This window comes from Paenibacillus sp. SJS-P3 (genome assembly GCF_056711585.1).
The window spans coordinates 2,063,185-2,078,282 of sequence record NZ_CM160043.1 but is presented as its reverse complement, the minus strand read 5'-3'; the positions used below and the strand labels follow the sequence as shown (position 1 = coordinate 2,078,282).

General features: G+C 59.1%; 20 protein-coding genes. 3 read left to right on the top strand and 17 right to left on the bottom strand.

Features of this window, described 5'->3' with window-relative positions:
* Window positions 1-124: 124 nt before the first annotated feature.
* From AC06G8_RS09465 to AC06G8_RS09415, 11 genes are all read right to left on the bottom strand, one after another.
* Entirely contained in the window at window positions 125-1,876 is a 1,752-nt protein-coding gene (locus AC06G8_RS09465; RefSeq protein WP_447662240.1) for a spore germination protein, read from the bottom strand.
* A gap of 488 nt (window positions 1,877-2,364) precedes the next feature.
* Window positions 2,365-2,793, bottom strand: coding sequence for a stage V sporulation protein AB (locus AC06G8_RS09460; RefSeq protein ID WP_447661820.1), 429 nt, complete (start codon window positions 2,791-2,793; stop codon window positions 2,365-2,367).
* Entirely contained in the window at window positions 2,786-3,445 is a 660-nt protein-coding gene (locus AC06G8_RS09455; protein WP_480285128.1) for a stage V sporulation protein AA, read from the bottom strand. The genes AC06G8_RS09460 and AC06G8_RS09455 overlap by 8 nt, the downstream gene beginning before the upstream one ends.
* Before the next feature lie 130 nt (window positions 3,446-3,575).
* Entirely contained in the window at window positions 3,576-4,331 is a 756-nt protein-coding gene (sigF, locus tag AC06G8_RS09450; protein WP_447661822.1) for an RNA polymerase sporulation sigma factor SigF, read from the bottom strand.
* A 19-nt stretch (window positions 4,332-4,350) separates the two neighbouring features.
* Window positions 4,351-4,803 carry an anti-sigma F factor gene (gene spoIIAB / locus AC06G8_RS09445; protein WP_480285127.1) on the bottom strand — a complete coding sequence of 151 codons (453 nt, stop codon included), beginning with the start codon at window positions 4,801-4,803 and terminating at the stop codon, window positions 4,351-4,353.
* On the bottom strand, window positions 4,800-5,153 hold the full coding sequence (spoIIAA, locus tag AC06G8_RS09440; protein ID WP_048748177.1) for an anti-sigma F factor antagonist: 354 nt from the start codon (window positions 5,151-5,153) through the stop codon (window positions 4,800-4,802). Before spoIIAA ends, spoIIAB begins: the two co-directional genes overlap by 4 nt.
* Window positions 5,154-5,263: 110 nt before the next feature.
* On the bottom strand, window positions 5,264-6,502 hold the full coding sequence (locus tag AC06G8_RS09435; protein ID WP_447661824.1) for a D-alanyl-D-alanine carboxypeptidase family protein: 1,239 nt from the start codon (window positions 6,500-6,502) through the stop codon (window positions 5,264-5,266).
* A gap of 217 nt (window positions 6,503-6,719) precedes the next feature.
* A complete protein-coding gene (locus AC06G8_RS09430) occupies window positions 6,720-6,896 on the bottom strand; it encodes an aspartyl-phosphate phosphatase Spo0E family protein (RefSeq protein ID WP_447661825.1) in 177 nt (58 codons plus the stop codon).
* A gap of 111 nt (window positions 6,897-7,007) precedes the next feature.
* On the bottom strand, window positions 7,008-7,838 hold the full coding sequence (locus AC06G8_RS09425; protein WP_447661826.1) for a purine-nucleoside phosphorylase: 831 nt from the start codon (window positions 7,836-7,838) through the stop codon (window positions 7,008-7,010).
* Between the two features lie 21 nt (window positions 7,839-7,859).
* Window positions 7,860-8,831 carry a tyrosine recombinase gene (locus AC06G8_RS09420; RefSeq protein WP_480285126.1) on the bottom strand — a complete coding sequence of 324 codons (972 nt, stop codon included), beginning with the start codon at window positions 8,829-8,831 and terminating at the stop codon, window positions 7,860-7,862.
* A 97-nt stretch (window positions 8,832-8,928) separates the two neighbouring features.
* Window positions 8,929-9,162 (bottom strand): DUF4227 family protein, encoded by a 234-nt coding sequence (locus AC06G8_RS09415; RefSeq protein ID WP_480285125.1) that lies wholly within the window; start codon window positions 9,160-9,162, stop codon window positions 8,929-8,931.
* Between AC06G8_RS09415 and AC06G8_RS09410 the strand changes: the two genes are divergently transcribed.
* Window positions 9,161-9,427, top strand: coding sequence for a hypothetical protein (locus AC06G8_RS09410; protein WP_480285124.1), 267 nt, complete (start codon window positions 9,161-9,163; stop codon window positions 9,425-9,427). The two genes, AC06G8_RS09415 and AC06G8_RS09410, sit on opposite strands and share 2 nt — an antisense overlap.
* A gap of 66 nt (window positions 9,428-9,493) precedes the next feature.
* Here the strand turns inward: AC06G8_RS09410 and fur are convergent, their stop codons facing one another.
* From fur to AC06G8_RS09395, 3 genes are all read right to left on the bottom strand, one after another.
* Window positions 9,494-9,952 carry a ferric iron uptake transcriptional regulator gene (gene fur / locus AC06G8_RS09405; protein WP_447661829.1) on the bottom strand — a complete coding sequence of 153 codons (459 nt, stop codon included), beginning with the start codon at window positions 9,950-9,952 and terminating at the stop codon, window positions 9,494-9,496.
* A 77-nt stretch (window positions 9,953-10,029) separates the two neighbouring features.
* Window positions 10,030-10,668 carry a stage II sporulation protein M gene (spoIIM, locus tag AC06G8_RS09400; protein WP_480285123.1) on the bottom strand — a complete coding sequence of 213 codons (639 nt, stop codon included), beginning with the start codon at window positions 10,666-10,668 and terminating at the stop codon, window positions 10,030-10,032.
* Between the two features lie 72 nt (window positions 10,669-10,740).
* Complete coding sequence (locus AC06G8_RS09395; RefSeq protein ID WP_447661831.1) at window positions 10,741-11,328, bottom strand: NUDIX hydrolase; 588 nt, start codon at window positions 11,326-11,328, stop codon at window positions 10,741-10,743.
* A 111-nt stretch (window positions 11,329-11,439) separates the two neighbouring features.
* On the opposite strand from AC06G8_RS09395, the gene mciZ reads away from it, so the two are divergent.
* Window positions 11,440-11,580 (top strand): Z-ring formation inhibitor MciZ, encoded by a 141-nt coding sequence (gene mciZ / locus AC06G8_RS09390; RefSeq protein ID WP_480285122.1) that lies wholly within the window; start codon window positions 11,440-11,442, stop codon window positions 11,578-11,580.
* 67 nt (window positions 11,581-11,647) lie between these two features.
* On the opposite strand, the gene AC06G8_RS09385 is transcribed toward mciZ, so the two are convergent.
* Window positions 11,648-12,775 (bottom strand): M20/M25/M40 family metallo-hydrolase, encoded by a 1,128-nt coding sequence (locus tag AC06G8_RS09385; RefSeq protein ID WP_447661833.1) that lies wholly within the window; start codon window positions 12,773-12,775, stop codon window positions 11,648-11,650.
* 102 nt (window positions 12,776-12,877) lie between these two features.
* On the opposite strand from AC06G8_RS09385, the gene prli42 reads away from it, so the two are divergent.
* Window positions 12,878-12,976 carry a stressosome-associated protein Prli42 gene (gene prli42 / locus AC06G8_RS09380; protein ID WP_157053892.1) on the top strand — a complete coding sequence of 33 codons (99 nt, stop codon included), beginning with the start codon at window positions 12,878-12,880 and terminating at the stop codon, window positions 12,974-12,976.
* A gap of 39 nt (window positions 12,977-13,015) precedes the next feature.
* Here prli42 and lipB read toward each other — a convergent pair whose 3' ends face one another.
* Window positions 13,016-13,720 carry a lipoyl(octanoyl) transferase LipB gene (lipB, locus tag AC06G8_RS09375; protein WP_447661834.1) on the bottom strand — a complete coding sequence of 235 codons (705 nt, stop codon included), beginning with the start codon at window positions 13,718-13,720 and terminating at the stop codon, window positions 13,016-13,018.
* A 31-nt stretch (window positions 13,721-13,751) separates the two neighbouring features.
* Window positions 13,752-15,089: a dihydrolipoamide acetyltransferase family protein gene (locus AC06G8_RS09370; RefSeq protein WP_480285121.1), complete on the bottom strand. Its 1,338-nt coding sequence runs from the start codon at window positions 15,087-15,089 to the stop codon at window positions 13,752-13,754.
* Window positions 15,090-15,098: the final 9 nt, after the last annotated feature.

The following is a 15,098-nucleotide window of genomic DNA, read 5'->3' as shown; positions in this document are numbered from 1 at the left end:
CCGGAGGGAATCGTTTATCATTGTGATCCAAGTATAAACGACCCCTGTTTGGAGGAGAAATGGATTTTGTGTCCTTTCATTTGCATTTGTTGCATCTTCGACCGGGCCGCCGAAGTCTGCCGCTTCAGCTTCCCTCGGCATCGGGCATCTTGTCCCGCTGCTGCGGACGAAGCAGGTTCGGACGCTTTTTGTTTTTCATGACCGGCAACCTCAAAATGATGTTGATCATCCCTTGCGGATCGAACGGGATGAAAGGCCACATGTAGGGCCGGTTGAACGAACGCTGCATGACGAGCAGAACGAACACCGCGGTCCATCCCAGCACAAGCCCGGGAATATGGAAGGCCGCCACCAGACAGATCAGCAGCAGCCGCACGATCTTGTTGGCAAGGCTGAGCTCGTAGCTCGGAGTGGCGTACATGCCGATGGCGGCGACGGCCACGTACAGAATGACTTCGTTGATGAAAAGGCCGCTCTTGACGGCGATATCCCCGACCAGTATCGCGGACACGAGCGAGATCGCCATCGCCAGCGGCGTAGGCGTATGGAGTGCGGCCATCCGCATGAGGTCGATGCCCGCTTCCGCCAGCAGGAACTGGACGAACAGCGGCAGCTTGCTGTGCTTATCCGGCCCGATGAAAGCCAGCGAAGGCGGGAGCAGATGCGGATTCATGGCGAACAGCAGCCAGATCGGAACGAGAAACAACGAAGCCATGATGCCGAAAAAACGGAGCCATCTCAAATATGTTCCGATGAACGGCGTCTGCCTGTTCTCTTCCGCATGCTGGACCAGATCGAAAAACGTCGTCGGCAGGATCATGACGCTCGGAGAGGTGTCGACGAATACGGCGACGTTGCCTTCCAGCAAATGCGCGGCGACCACATCCGGACGCTCCGAATACCGGACAAGCGGGTACGGGTTCCATCCGCGCTTGACTGTCGCTTCTTCCAGCTGCTTGTCCGCGAGCGGAATGCCGTCCAGCTTGACGGCCGTAATTTTATCGCGGATCGACTCGACGAGCTCCTTGTCCGCGATGTCGTCGATATAAGCGACACAGACGTCGCTCCTTGTCCGCTCTCCGACCCGGATACTTTCCAGGCGCAGCATTGGATCCCGCAGCCTGCGGCGCACGAGCGACACGTTCATCAGCATCGTCTCGACGAACCCGTCGCGCGATCCGCGGACGACGCGCTCCAGCGAAGGCTCCTCCGGACCGCGCATCGGGAACATCTTCGTATCGAGAATGAGCATCGTCGATTCCCCGTCGATGTACATGCCCGTGGAGCCGCTCAGCACGCCGGTCATCATCATGTTCCAGTCCTTCTCCTGCTCGACCTGTACGGCCGGAACATAGAGCGTCATGAACGACTCCAACGCATGCGACGTAACCGCGTCCGCTTGCAGGAAGGTCAGCCGTTCGATGATCTCGGTCATGAGCTGCCCGCTTGAAAGTCCGTTGAGCATGAAGAAAGCCGTCTTTTTGCCGCCTAAAGTCATCTGCCGGACAATGACGTCGAAGCTCGTCTTATAGCCGGCCTCCTCCTTCAGGCGCTCGACGAACTCCTCGATATCGTCCGGAATTGGCTCCAGCGCATCTCCGTTCGTTCCAGGCGCGGAATTTTTCCCGGCTTGCTTGCCCTTGCCGGACTGGCCCTTCTCCGAATTCCCTTTTCCAGAATCCGCTTGCTCGGAATCACCTTTGCCAGTCCTGCCCTGGCCCGATCTATCTTTTCTGCCTTCACTGGACCTATCATCGGCGGATTCGACAGCATCCGGCCTGCCCCGCTCCGTCTTGCCCTTGGCATCCGGCGCGCTTCCGGCATCCGGGCCGGCAAAAGGAGACTCCGTTTCCTCATGCGCCTCTACAGAGGCCAGCTCTTTCCGTCCATGGCCATCGAAGGCAGCCGGCTTTCCATGATCGAGCGGCTTGCTGCTGTTTCCTTCATACGGATCGGCTTGTCTCGCCGGCAAGGATTTATCCTCCTCGGCCAGCAGGCTGGCCCAATCCTCGTCTACGGATTCGGCTTCGCGCCTGCTTGCCGGACGATCCGCCGAAGACTTGGACGATTCGGCTCGATCCGGCGCTTCGGCGACGAGCGCGCCAGCCAGGTCATCCTCAGCAGCCTCGCTCCGCTCTCCGAGATCTCCCGAGCCCTCCAACAGGAAAGCTTCCATCCAGTCCTCGTCGATGGAGAAATTCCTTTTCTCCTCGCGGCTCTCCGCCGGCTTTCCTTTCTCTTCGCCGATCCGCTTCACTCGCTGCCATTTCGTCATAATGCAATCACCGCCGTGTCATGATGTTGATCGTTCAGAAGGAAGGAAATGCACGCCTTCCATATAGGCCAGCTGCTTGCACGGGCAAGCTACCACTGATAAACGAGCCAGTCGAACAAAGAACCCGCTGTCTTGCCGATCACCATCGCCATGACCAGCGCTCCCATGAATGCGGTCAGCCGCAGCCGCTTGGCCAGAATCGGAAGCACATTCATCACTTCCGTCAAGGCGGCGGCCAGCATGCCGATGAAGATTCCGCATAACAGTCCCGGCAATGGAAGGGCGAGGACAACCGGCAGGCGAATCCGCCAATCGAAGAAATCGGCCCAGGTCCAGAACACCGAACCTCCGACGACAGCCGACTCGAACACGGCGGCTTTGCTGAACGCCCGGGCAAGCTGAGCCAGCCTCGGAATCAGATCGAAGACAATCAGCAGCGCCACCATGCCGCTCCCGACCGCGATGCCCCCCGCCAAGCCAAGCACGCCCATGAATATTCCCGCGAACAGGTCAGCCATCGCTTTTCTCCTCCACTCTCCCCGCTTTCTTCCGCATCTCATCGGCAATGACGTAGGCGTTGATATTTTCCTGATAGGTGTACATTTCCAGCTCCAGCGGATTAGGCTCCTCGTTGAACCGCCTGCGGAAAATACGATTGAAGAAAATGATCATTCCCAGTCCGACTCCGAACGAATACGGAATCTGGAACCAGAGCGGATGGAGCGTCTGCTTGCCGGTGAGCAGGAAGGCGAGCCGTTGATGGACCTCTTTCATGCTGACATCCGTATGGAAGTTCATGATGGCCAGACCCGCTCCGAAAAAAAGCAGCAGCCAGGCGGCGACCAGAACGGCGGCGCGCGGCGTTGCGGATGCCCCGTTCTCCTCGACCATGATCAGCACCTGGGGATCGCCGTATGTCTCCACCATCGTGGCCGGCGCTTTCTCCCGCAGCGTCTTGATGATCTGCAGCACGTCGATGACGACCCGGTTGCCGTCTTCCTTGCGGTGGGTGTAGAGCGGCAGCTGCTGCAGCCGCTCCAGCAGCGGCGGCTCGGCGAGCAGCCGCGCGACCGCTCCGAGGCGGACTGTGCTTCCAGGCGGAACCGTTATTCTTTTTTTCATCCGAAGGTAGACCTTCGTCTCCGTAGGATCAGCCGGCTTGCCCTTCATTCTCCCGCCTCCTTCCGCATTTGCCTGTGCATGGATAGTATGGGACAGGATGATTAAGGTTACTCGTCCCGGGGCAAATCGCCCCGTTCTCATCCGGCAGGCTCCAACAGCAAAAAAAGGCCAGGCCGCCCTATTGGGCGATCTGGTCCTTGATCGATTGCAATATTTTCTTCTCGAGCCTCGATACCTGCACCTGGGAGATGCCGAGCCTGCCGGCCACCTCGGATTGGGTCTGATCCCGGTAATAACGCAGGTACACGATCAGGCGCTCCCGCTCGGTCAGCCCGCCGATCGCTTCGTTGAGTGCCAGCCGGTCGAACCATCGCTCCCCGGACTCGTCGGCGATCTGATCCATGAGCGTGATCGGATCTCCGTCATTCTCGAATACCGTCTCGTGGATCGATGTCGGAGGTTTATTGGCTTCCTGGGCGAAGACGACGTCCTCCGGCGTAATGCCGAGAAATCCGGCCACCTCGGAGATGGTCGGCAGCCTGCCGAGCGTCTTGGACAGCTCGTCCTTCGCCTTGCGCACTTTGTTGGCCGTTTCCTTGAGGGAGCGGCTTACTTTGAGGGTGCCGTCATCCCGCAGGAAGCGCTGGATTTCGCCGATGATCATCGGAACGGCATAAGTGGAAAATTTGACGTCATAGCTGAGATCGAACTTGTCGACGGATTTGAGCAATCCGATGCAGCCGATCTGGAACAGGTCCTCCGGCTCGTAGCCGCGGTTGATGAAGCGCTGGACGACCGACCAGACCAGACGGATATTGCAGCGGGCCAGCGTATCCCTGGCAAGGGAATCTCCGGATTGGCTCAGAGCGATGAGCCGCTTGACTTCCGAATCGTCCAGGTAAGGACCCGCGTTTTTCTTCAACTCGGCATCCATGATTCAGCCCCTATGCGTTCTAATTGTAGAGCGCCTTTTTGGATTCGATTCGCTTGGTCATGGCGATCTGGGTACCGCGACCGGGCTCGCTGGTAACCTCAAAGCTGTCCATGAAATTTTCCATGATCGTGAAGCCCATGCCTGAACGCTCCAATTCAGGCTTGGATGTATACAGCGGCTGCTGCGCCAGCTCCAGATCCTCGATCCCGCTTCCTTCATCGGAAATGACGATGGTCACGGAATCGCCTTCGATGGAGGCTTCGATTCTGACCATCTTGGATTCGTCGCAGTCATAGGCATGGATGATGCAGTTGGTTACCGCCTCGGAAATGACCGTCTTGAGGTCGTTGAGCTCCTCCATCGTCGGATCAAGCTGGGAGACGAATGCCGCCACGCTGACTCGCGCGAAGGCTTCGTTCTCGGAACGGGCGCTGAAGCTGAGCTGCATGGCATTGGACCGGGATGCATTCATAGGGCAACCTCCAGGCTTGAGAGCGCGTCGCGCTCATTGTCGTGAATCGGCATGATCTTGAACAGGCCTGACAGCTCGAACAGCCTGTACACTCCCGGACTGACGTCGCAGATGACCATTTTGCCTCCCCGGCTCTTCAGCAGCTTGTAGCGGCCGAGGATGACTCCAAGCCCGGAGCTGTCCATGAAGGCCAGTTCCTTCAGGCTGAGGATGACATGGGTGCTGTTTCCCCTGAGGATCGCATCCTCCATCCTGGCCCTGACTTCATCCGCCGTATGGTGATCCAGCTCTCCCTGCAGGCGGACGATCAGGATATGGCGCTGATGTTCCAGATCGACATGAAGACTCATTGCTCTGCACACTCCTCCCGTTGAATGACAGAGGGATTCTCCATGGCGAAGCTCCTTTCCTGCCTGACGACAAAACTAGAAGCAGGGCGCTAGGTTATGACATTTCTCGCTTAAGAGAACAGGCTTCCGGTCGAGCGCTTGAACAGCTTCCACCATCCGGCGCGTTCCACGGATACCGGCATGTCGACCGGGAATTCCTTGATCACCTTGTCCCCCTGATAGACGATCAGCTTGCCGACGGGATCGCCGATTTTGACCGGAGCTTTGACAGGGCCTTCAATTTTAAGCTCGAAGCGGATATCCTTGGCCGCGGCGCCCTTCTTCATCAGGATGCTGTAATTGTTTTGCGCGGTCAGCTGAAGCTTGCTCTTCACGCCTTTCTCGATCGTCAGCATCCCCATGCTTTCGCCTTTTTTCAGGATTGGGTAGTTGGCGTACTGGGCAAAGGAATAATCGAGCAGTCCCGACACTTCCGCGTTGCGCGTCTTCGTGTTCGGCTCTCCCATGACGACCGCGATGACCCTCATGCCGTCACGGAAAGCCGTCGCCGACAGGCAGTACTTCGCTTCGGTCGTGTAGCCGGTCTTGAGGCCGTCGGCGCCGTCATAAAAGCGCACCAGCTTGTTCGTGTTGACGAGCCAGAACGGCTTGGCCGAATCCTTGCGGAGATAGTCCTGGTATTGGCCGGTATATTTGGTGATGTCGCCGTACTTGAGCAGTTCCCTGGACATGACGGCGATATCGTGGGCGGATGAGTAATGATCCGCAGCCGGCAACCCGTTGCAGTTGGCGAAATGCGTATCCTTGAGTCCGAGCTGAGCAGCCTTGGCGTTCATCATGGCGACGAATTCCGCTTCGGTCCCTTCGAGCTTCTCGGCGATCGCGACCGAAGCGTCGTTGCCCGACGCCATCGCGATGCCCTTGAGCATATCGTTCACCGTCATTTCTTCCCCAGGCTCCAGGAAGATCTGGGAACCGCCCATGGAAGCCGCATATTCGCTCGTCCGCACCTTGTCGGTCAGCTTGATCTTGCCGTCCTTCAAAGCTTCCATCGTCAGCAGCATCGTCATGATCTTGGTGATGCTTGCCGGAGGAAGCTTGGCGTGGCTGTTCTTTTCATAGATGACGGTTCCGCTGTCCGCATCCATGACGATGGCCGAACGGGCGGAAGGAGCCAGGTCGGAGCCTGTCGACGCCGCAGGGTTGGCCGCAGAAGCGGCTTCAAGCGCCTCTGCCGTTCCCGGCGTCAGCGGCTGAAGCGCAGGGGCGGCGGCTCCCGCGGCCGGCAAGGCCAGAATCAGCTGCAAGCCTAATATGATCGCTACCCATTTCTTACCGGATCGTTTCAATTCGTTTCCCTCCTAATAGGTCTGGCGGCCTCCTGGAATGTGGCAGGATGGCGCACAACATTTTTCCAGTATCGCCCAATTAAGAGGAAGATATTCTAAGGCTCAACACAAATAGCGGGTCATGCGGCTATCTCCGAAGACATTTCTCCGGTGAATGGCCCGCATGGCCCGCTTGCGATTGGCAGCCCGGCTCCCGTTCGACAGGTCCGAAAAGCTGCTAGTATTTGCGACTCTTGGTCATCCGCTCTTCCTGTACCTGCACGATGAGCCGGTCCAGAGACTGGCTGATCCGCAGCACTTCGCGGTGCAGAAGCGTATTCTGGGTTTCAGCCGACTGCACCATTTGGCCGCGCAGCCGTTCGATCTGCTGATTTAATGGAACGCTCTCGTTCATACATTCCTCTCCAAATTTCATGATTTATCACGGTCATCATACGCCACGCGAATTAAAAATGCTGTCGCGCCGCGTCGAGCCGAAAGAATCATTTTTGGAGGCGAGAAAGGACTAAAGGCGCGGAATGAGGGCTTGCACAAGCCCAAGGAAGCGAGATTTGACGCGTTCTGTCGTCTCGATGACTTCTTCATGCGACAAAGGCTGGTCCAAGATGCCTGAAGCCATGTTCGTGATGCAGGAAATCCCGACCGTCTCCATGCCGCAATGCCGCGCCGCGATGACCTCGGCTACGGTGGACATTCCGACGGCGTCCGCTCCCAGAGTACGCATCATGCGGATCTCGGCAGGAGTCTCGTAGGATGGACCGAGAACGGCCAGGTAGACGCCCTCGCGCAGGGCGAAGCCTTGCTCCGAAGCGATCTCGTTCGCTACGGCACGCATTCTGCGGCTGTAGCCTTCGGACATGTCCGGGAAGCGGACGCCGATCGAGCTGTCGTTCGGTCCGATGAGCGGGTTGCGTCCGGTGAAGTTGATCTGATCGGATATCAGCATCAGGTCGCCCGCTTCATAGTTCGTATTGATTCCGCCTGCCGCATTGGTGACTAGCAGCTTGTCCGCTCCAAGCGCTTTCATGACACGGACCGGGAAAGCCGTCAGCTCGGCTCCATATCCTTCGTACATATGGAAGCGCCCTCTCATGAGGATGACGCTCACGCCTGAAAGCTTGCCGACCAGCAGCTCGCCGGCATGCCCTTCTACGGTCGAGATCGGAAAGTGGGGAATGTCGCTGTAATGGATCGTCACCGCTTCTTCGATATAATCCCCGAGAATGCCGAGGCCGGATCCCATGATGAGGCCGACCTGCGGTTTGATCGATGTCTTGGAGGCGATATAATCCGCTGCCTCCCGGATATGTAAGGCCGTCGGTGCTGCTGTCGTCATTATTCATCTTCCTTTCTTGTCTCAAAAACGATCTGCGGGATTGCCTGCGCGCGGATGCGCTCTTTCGTATACGTCCTTTACCCGAGGCCTTTCCGTGCCGGCATAACGCTCCGTGGACACGATTCCGGCATGGCCCATCATCTCCTGCACGGCGCGCATGTCGGCGCCCCGCTCGAGCAGATGGGCGGCAAACGAAGTCCGCAGCGAATGCGGCGTTATTTTCTCGGGATCGTCGATTCCGGAGTGGCGCGCATGCTTCTTGATCAGCTTCCAGAATCCCTGTCGGGACATCCTTTCCCCGGCCGGATTGAGAAACAAGGGCGCTGCCTCTTCCCGGTCATGAACGTCGGGCCGCCGCCTCGAAAGCCCGTCTCCGGCTTCCGCCTGCTCTGCAAGCCTCGGCCTGCCTTCCCGCAAATAAAGCCCCATCCAGCCGGAGGCGATATGGCCGAGCGGAACGATCCGCTCCCTGGACCGGGGAGATACGACTCGTACGTAGCCCATGCCGGTATTGGCATCGGACACGCTCATGCCGAGCAGCTCCGACACCCGGATGCCGGAGCCGTAGAGCAGCTCCAGCATCGCCTTGTCCCGGAGACCTGCCGGAGAATCCGTCTCCGGAGCATTCATCAGCAGCTCGACCTCGTCGAGCGTCAGGGGCACGGGTCTCGGCAGCTCGCTGCGGGACAGCTCCACATGCATGGAAGGATCGCGGTCGGTATAGCCGACCCGCGTCAGGAAGCGATAGAAGGAACGAATCGAAGCGAGCCGGCGCAAAACGGTGGACTGACGGCAGCCCTCCTCCTTGATGCGCTGCAAATAACGCATCAGATGATGCTTCTGGACGCTCCCGATGGACGAGAGGCCTTGCCCCTCCAGATACGCCAGCGCATGCTCCAGGTCGCGGCGGTAGGCATCATAGGTGGATGCCGAAACTCTCCTGCCGTTTTGCAGCTCTTCCAGATATGCGAACAGGCATTGATTCAGCTCCATTCCAACCTCCCCCTCGCTTGTCAGTATAGACGGTGAACCCCCTTTACGGCAAACGGCGGAAGCTCCGGCATCATGCCGGCTCTTCCGCCGTATCCGATCATTCCCCGTTATAGTAGAACCAGCGCAGCCTGTCGGCGATCGTACCGCCCTCCGGCGGCGCCCCGTGAGGCTCGAATACTTTGAGGGCAGGCCCTCGGGGCAGCGCATAAGGATTGACCGGAGCGACCCAGCTTTCAGCCAAGCGGCAGCCTTCGTAGAACACGACGGTAAGGGCAGCGAACAGCGCGATGAAAGCCAGCCGCGACAGCCAGCTTCGGATGGAGAGAATCATGGACAGGCGCCTCCTTTACAGTGACAACCTATGCTCGCCGATCGCGCTCTATGCCCATAATTGCTCCCGCAAGGCAGGCGCCGCCCTGCTGCTCGCCGCCCATCCCTGCCTTCCCCCGGCAGGAGCCGCATCGGTGCTCAAGCGGTGTGCACGCAGGCTGCCGGGCTATGGAAGCCGCTCCCAAGGAGCCGGACTGCTCCAGCTCGGACGAATCGGCTCCGTCTGTCTGCCGGCGGCAAAGTCCTGCCTACACGCTGCCCGCTGAAAGCAGAAAACAGCTCTGCCATTCCATTTCCCTCCCCGCTGGGGGCCGGAAACGAATGCAGAGCTGTCATGGCTTTTTTGAGTCGCTCAGGTCTCGGCAGCGCCTGCAGATCCCTTGAAAATCAAGCCGGTGGTCCAGAACGGAAAATCCGTACTCGGCTTCGAGACGTTCTTCCAGAGGTCCGAGCCAGTCGTCCTTGATCTCCTCCATGGAGCCGCATTGCACGCAAATCAGATGATGATGGTGATGCTTGCTGTTGTCCGTTCTGAGATCGTAACGGGCTACGCCGTCTCCGAAGTTCATCTTCTCCACGACGTGAAGCTCGCTGAGGAGCTCAAGCGTGCGGTAGACGGTGGCAAGGCCGATCTCGGGAGCCTTATCCTTGACGAGCATGAACACATCCTCGGCGCTGAGATGATCCTCTTCGTTCTCAAGCAGGACGCGAACGGTTGCTTCGCGCTGCGGGGTCAACTTGTAGCCCTGCGACTGGAGCTGCTGCTTAATGGCATCAATGCGGGATTCCATAATTCCCCCCTACTACAAGAAAGCCGGCTTGCCGCCGGCGCTTATGAACCTATTATAGTTGGAAAACTTCTATGAAGTCAATGATTCCGGCTTGCTGCCGCCCAGTCCGCCGCCCATCTCATCAAGGACGGAGACAGCCAGGCGTCGACCGCCGAAGCAGCCGCCAGCACAAGGAACATCGCCGCCGCAGTGCCGGCAAGCGCAGCTGCGGGAGGCAGCAGGGAACCTTTCCTGCGGATGAACCGGTTGCGGATGACATAGAGGGAAAAAGAGATCGATGCGCTGCTGACGGCCAAGTATGCCGGGACGCCGATCAAATTCGGAGGAACGACTGACAGCAGGGAAAAGGCGAAGCCTCTCCACGACAGCTGGCTGACGAGCGTTCCGATCGCGAATCCGACGAGCACGCCTTTGAAGAAATCGAGCGCCAGGATGAACGGCATTCCGACTACGGTCAAGCCCAGCAGCCAGATCGCGAGCAGCCAGCGGCCATGCAGCCACTGCGCGCTCCAGAAGGCCGCTGCAGGATCAGGGCCGGAGCCGGCGGAGAGCGAGCCCATGAAGACGCTCAGCTCCTCTCCGAGGCTCTGCTGCTGCCCGGCGGGAAGCGAGCTTGCCAGTACTATGCCGAATAAGACTCCTACAGCAAAAAGCACCGCGACGAACAAGAGCAGCATCCTGCTCTCCCTGTCCGGTGCCTTGAAGATGCCAAGCATTCGCCTTCCTCCTTCCAGGCTTGTCCGCGTATGGACAATCTATGCCCGGCAGGTCCGGTTCATGCCAGCTTGCTAGTTCTCGCTGCGGAAGCCCATCACGCCGGTGTGCAGATAAAGCTTCCACAAATACACCGCCATGAGCGTCTTGGCGTCTCCGATGACGCCTTCACGGATGTAGGCCTCGGCTTGCTCCATCGTCAGGGCTTCGACATGCAGCTCTTCATCGTCGTCAGGCTGGCTCTCGCCTTGGCTGAGTCCTTCGGCGGCGTAGAGATACACCTTCTCGTCGGCGAACCCCGGCGAAGTATAGAACGCATCCACCAGCTTCATCTCCGAGGCGCTTACCCCCGTCTCCTCGCGCAGCTCGCGCGCGGCGCATGTCGCCGGGTCCTCGCCGGGATCCAGCTTGCCTGCAGGGATCTCGACCTGGTATTTGTCCATCGGCTTGCGGTATTGGCCGACCGTCAGCAGCTTGCCGTCCAGCAGCGCGATCACGGCCGCGGCGCCAGGATGGCGCACGATTTCCCGGGATGTGATCTTGCCGCCGGGAAGCTTGACCTGATCGACTTGCAGCGTGATGATGCGGCCCTCGAAGATCGTTTCGGATGAAACGGTCGTCTCCGCGCCGGGAAGCTTTTTAGGCCCGTCCGATTGGTTCATTTGTCCATCAGCCTCCTGTTCGTTCGGAGCCGGACTGCGACGCTCCGGAATAACTTGTCCCATCTCTTCATATGCTCAGGCATAACCTTCGTGATAAGGATGTGCGTATCCATGAAAATGTACGTTGGAGCCAAGGAGCTCAAGCTGGTCGGAAAAGCATGGGAAATCCGCCATACCCTCCGCAAGCTGAGCCGCGAAGCCGGGCGCACGGAAGAGAAGAGCCTGGAAAGATTCCTCTCCAAGCGTTCCTGACGGCGAGTCCATTTCAAGGCTTTCCGTTCCGCCTGGCGGCCCGCCGATCCCTGGGAAAGGCGCTCTGCTACGCTTGGCCGCTCAAGCGGATGATGGCCGCAACTAGCTCCGCCAGCTTCGCGATATCGTCGGCTTTGATCTGCTCCTTGGTCGTATGGATATGCTCGTAGCCGACAGCGAGATTGGCCGTCGGCACGCCCAGTCCGTTGAAGATGTTGGCGTCGCTGCCTCCGCCTGAGCGGAAGGTCGACGGAGAAAGTCCGATAGAGCGGATCGCTGCGGCAGCCGCTAGAACGACGGCGGAGTCATCGGCATGAAGGTAGGACGGATAGATCAGGCTGTCCTCAAGCGACGCTGTCGTCCCGTAATCGGCAGCTGTCGCTTCGACCGCTTGCCTCATGGCGGCGATCTGCGCCTGCAGCTTGGCGCCGTCGATGCTGCGGGCTTCGGCCTCCAGACGGACGTAGTCGCAGACGATATTCGTGGCGTTGCCGCCCTCGAACCGGCCGATATTAGCCGTCGTCTCATGGTCGATTCGTCCCAAAGGCATGCGCGAGATCGCCTTGGAGGCGACTTGGATGGCGCTGATGCCGTCTTCCGGATTGACGCCGGCATGCGCCGAGCGGCCGTTGACATGGATGAAGATTTTCGTCTGGGCCGGGGCCGCCACCGCGATGCCCCCGACCGGTCCGTTGGAATCGAGCGCATAGCCGTATTCGGCGCGCAGCTTGCTGCGGTCCAGCGCCCTGGCTCCGGCGAGGCCCGTTTCCTCTCCGACCGTAATGACGAACTGGACTTCTCCATGTGGAATTCCGTTCTCCTGGAGCAGCCGGATCGCCTCCAGCATCGCGGCCAGGCCCGCCTTGTCGTCGCTTCCGAGAATCGTCGTGCCGTCGCTGCGCAGATAGCCGTCGTCGTCGAGACGGGGCTTGATGCCGATGCCCGGCTTCACCGTATCCATATGGGAGGTGAAGAAGATGACAGGCGCCTCGACGCCTGGCGAAGCCTTCAGCGTAGCGAACAGATTGTTCGCGCCATAACCGGTGGCGGCGGCCGCATCGTCTTCTTCGATTTCAAGTCCGAGGGCGGAAAATCTGTTTTTCAGCTCTTGGCTGATCGCGCCTTCATTGCGGGATTCGCTGTCGATTTGGACAAGCTCCATGAACTCTTTTACAACCCTGTCTTTATGTACCATTTTCCGATCGCTTCCTTTCGATCTGCTTCCGAATCCGTTACAATAGCGGTATGGGTTGTCCTCCGAATGCGGAGGGCAGCGGCCCCGGAAGGAGAAGAGCTGATGAACAATCCCAACCGCATCATGAAAGTCATCGTCTACGTCGTGTTGATTACTCTGCTCGTCACGACCGTCCTGTCCAGCATCGGCTGGCTGCTTTGACGAAGCGGCCGGCCTGGCCGGCCGGCTCCCTTCATCTCCTCATTCCCCGGCTGCAGTCGCCGGATCGAAGCCGAACCTGCCCATGAAATGGGGCAGGATTTCCCTGGCCGCCCTCTCGAGACTCATCTCGATGCCGGTCAGATCCTCGAACGAGGTTACCCCGTACTCCTGAATGCCGCATGGAATGATTCCGCTGAACCCCTGCTCCGCAATGCCGGCCTTGATGTTCAGGGCGAATCCATGGCTGGTCACGAACCCTCTGCGTTTCCTTGCTTTGTTGAATTTGATGCCGATGGCGGCGATTTTCTCATCGCCGACCCACACTCCCGTATACTCGGGCTTGCGCCCGCCTTCAATGCCGTAATCGGCAAGCCAGTCGATGATGACCTGCTCCAATTCCCTTAAAAAGCCATGCAAATCGAGCCCTTTTGCATCGAGATACATAAGCGGATAACCGACAAGCTGACCCGGTCCATGGTACGTAATATCGCCGCCGCGGTCGATTTCGAACACGCCGATGCCTTGCTTGCGGAGCTCTTCCGGGCTCAGCAGCAGATGCTCCGGATGGCGGTCCGTTCCAAGCGTATAGGTCGGCGGATGCTGAAGAAGGAGGAGCGTCTCCGCTCTCTCCCCCCGGTCGATTTCCGCTACGTATTCCTTTTGCAGCTCCCATGCTTCTCCATATTCTATGAAGTCGATATACCTAGCCAGGAGCGGCCTGCCGGATGGCTGCCTGATGTTCATGGGATCCTCCCTGTCGTGAAATTCGTTCGTTTTAGTACAGATGCGTCTCGGAGCTGAAGCTTTCCAGGTTCTCCTTGACCCGCTGCAGGAAGCGTCCGCAGATGACGCCGTCCAGAATCCGATGGTCCAGCGACAGGCAGATGTTCGCCATGGAACGGACAGCGAGCATGTCGTTGATGACGACGGGCCGCTTGACGATGGATTCGAACGTGATGATGGCGGCTTGCGGATAGTTGATGATCGGCTGGGTCAGGATCGCCCCGAACGAGCCGGTGTTGTTGATCGTGAAGGTGCCTCCCTGGACGTCGTCGACACGCAGCTTTCCTTCGCGGGTTTTGCGCGCGAGGGTGTCGATCTCGTGGGCGAGGCCGGCGATGTTTTTCTGGTCGGCGTTCTTGATGACCGGCGTGATGACGGAATCCTCCGTTCCGACCGACATCGAGATGTTGATGTCGCGCTTGACGATGATCTTATCGACCGCCCATACCGAGTTGATGATCGGGAAGTCCTTGATCGCATTGACGACCGCCTTGATGAAGAACGCCAGGTAGGTCAGATTCGTTCCTTCGCGCTTGCGGAAGTCGTCCTTGATCTTGCTCCGCAGCACGACCAGGTTCGTCACATCCACCTCGATCATCATCCAGCCATGCGGAATCTCCGTGACGCTTTGGCGCATCCGGGTCGCGATCGTATTGCGGATCGGGGTCACGTCGATGAAATACTCGCCTCGTCCGGGAATCGCCTGGCCTTCGGCTTCCACCGAAGGGATGCGCGGGCTCTCGCTGAGATGCAGCCCGGAAGAACGAACGGGACCGCGGGATTCCACGATCCGGTCGCCGGGCTCAAGCACGGATGCCGATGCTGCTGAGCCGGAAGCCTGTCTCTTGGACGATGCTTCGACATGGGCCAGAATGTCCTTGCGGGTCACCCTGCCGCCTGTCCCCGTTCCTGGAACGTCGGCAGGGTCGATCCCGTGCTCGGCGGACAGCTGAAGGACAGCCGGCGAGTACCGGCCGCGCATCGCTCCTGCAGGACGCGCATGCTGCCCCGGGGATGCAGCCGCGGCGGACCTCGCCTCTTCGGCTGGAGCAACGTCGCGGGCCGGCGATCCTGCTTCGGCCTCGGTCTCGATCAGGCAGATCGGAGTTCCGACTTCGACGGTCTCTCCGGTTCCGACCAGGATTTTGACCAGCTTGCCTGCGATCGTGGACGGAATCTCCGCCCCGACTTTGTCCGTAATGATTTCGCATACCGGCTCGTACATGCCGATCTGCTCGCCCGGCTGCTTCAGCCAGCGCTCGATCGTGGCGCTTACGACCGATTCGGCCAGCTTGGGCATAACGATTTCTTGTACGGTCACTTTCATCATATCGCTCCT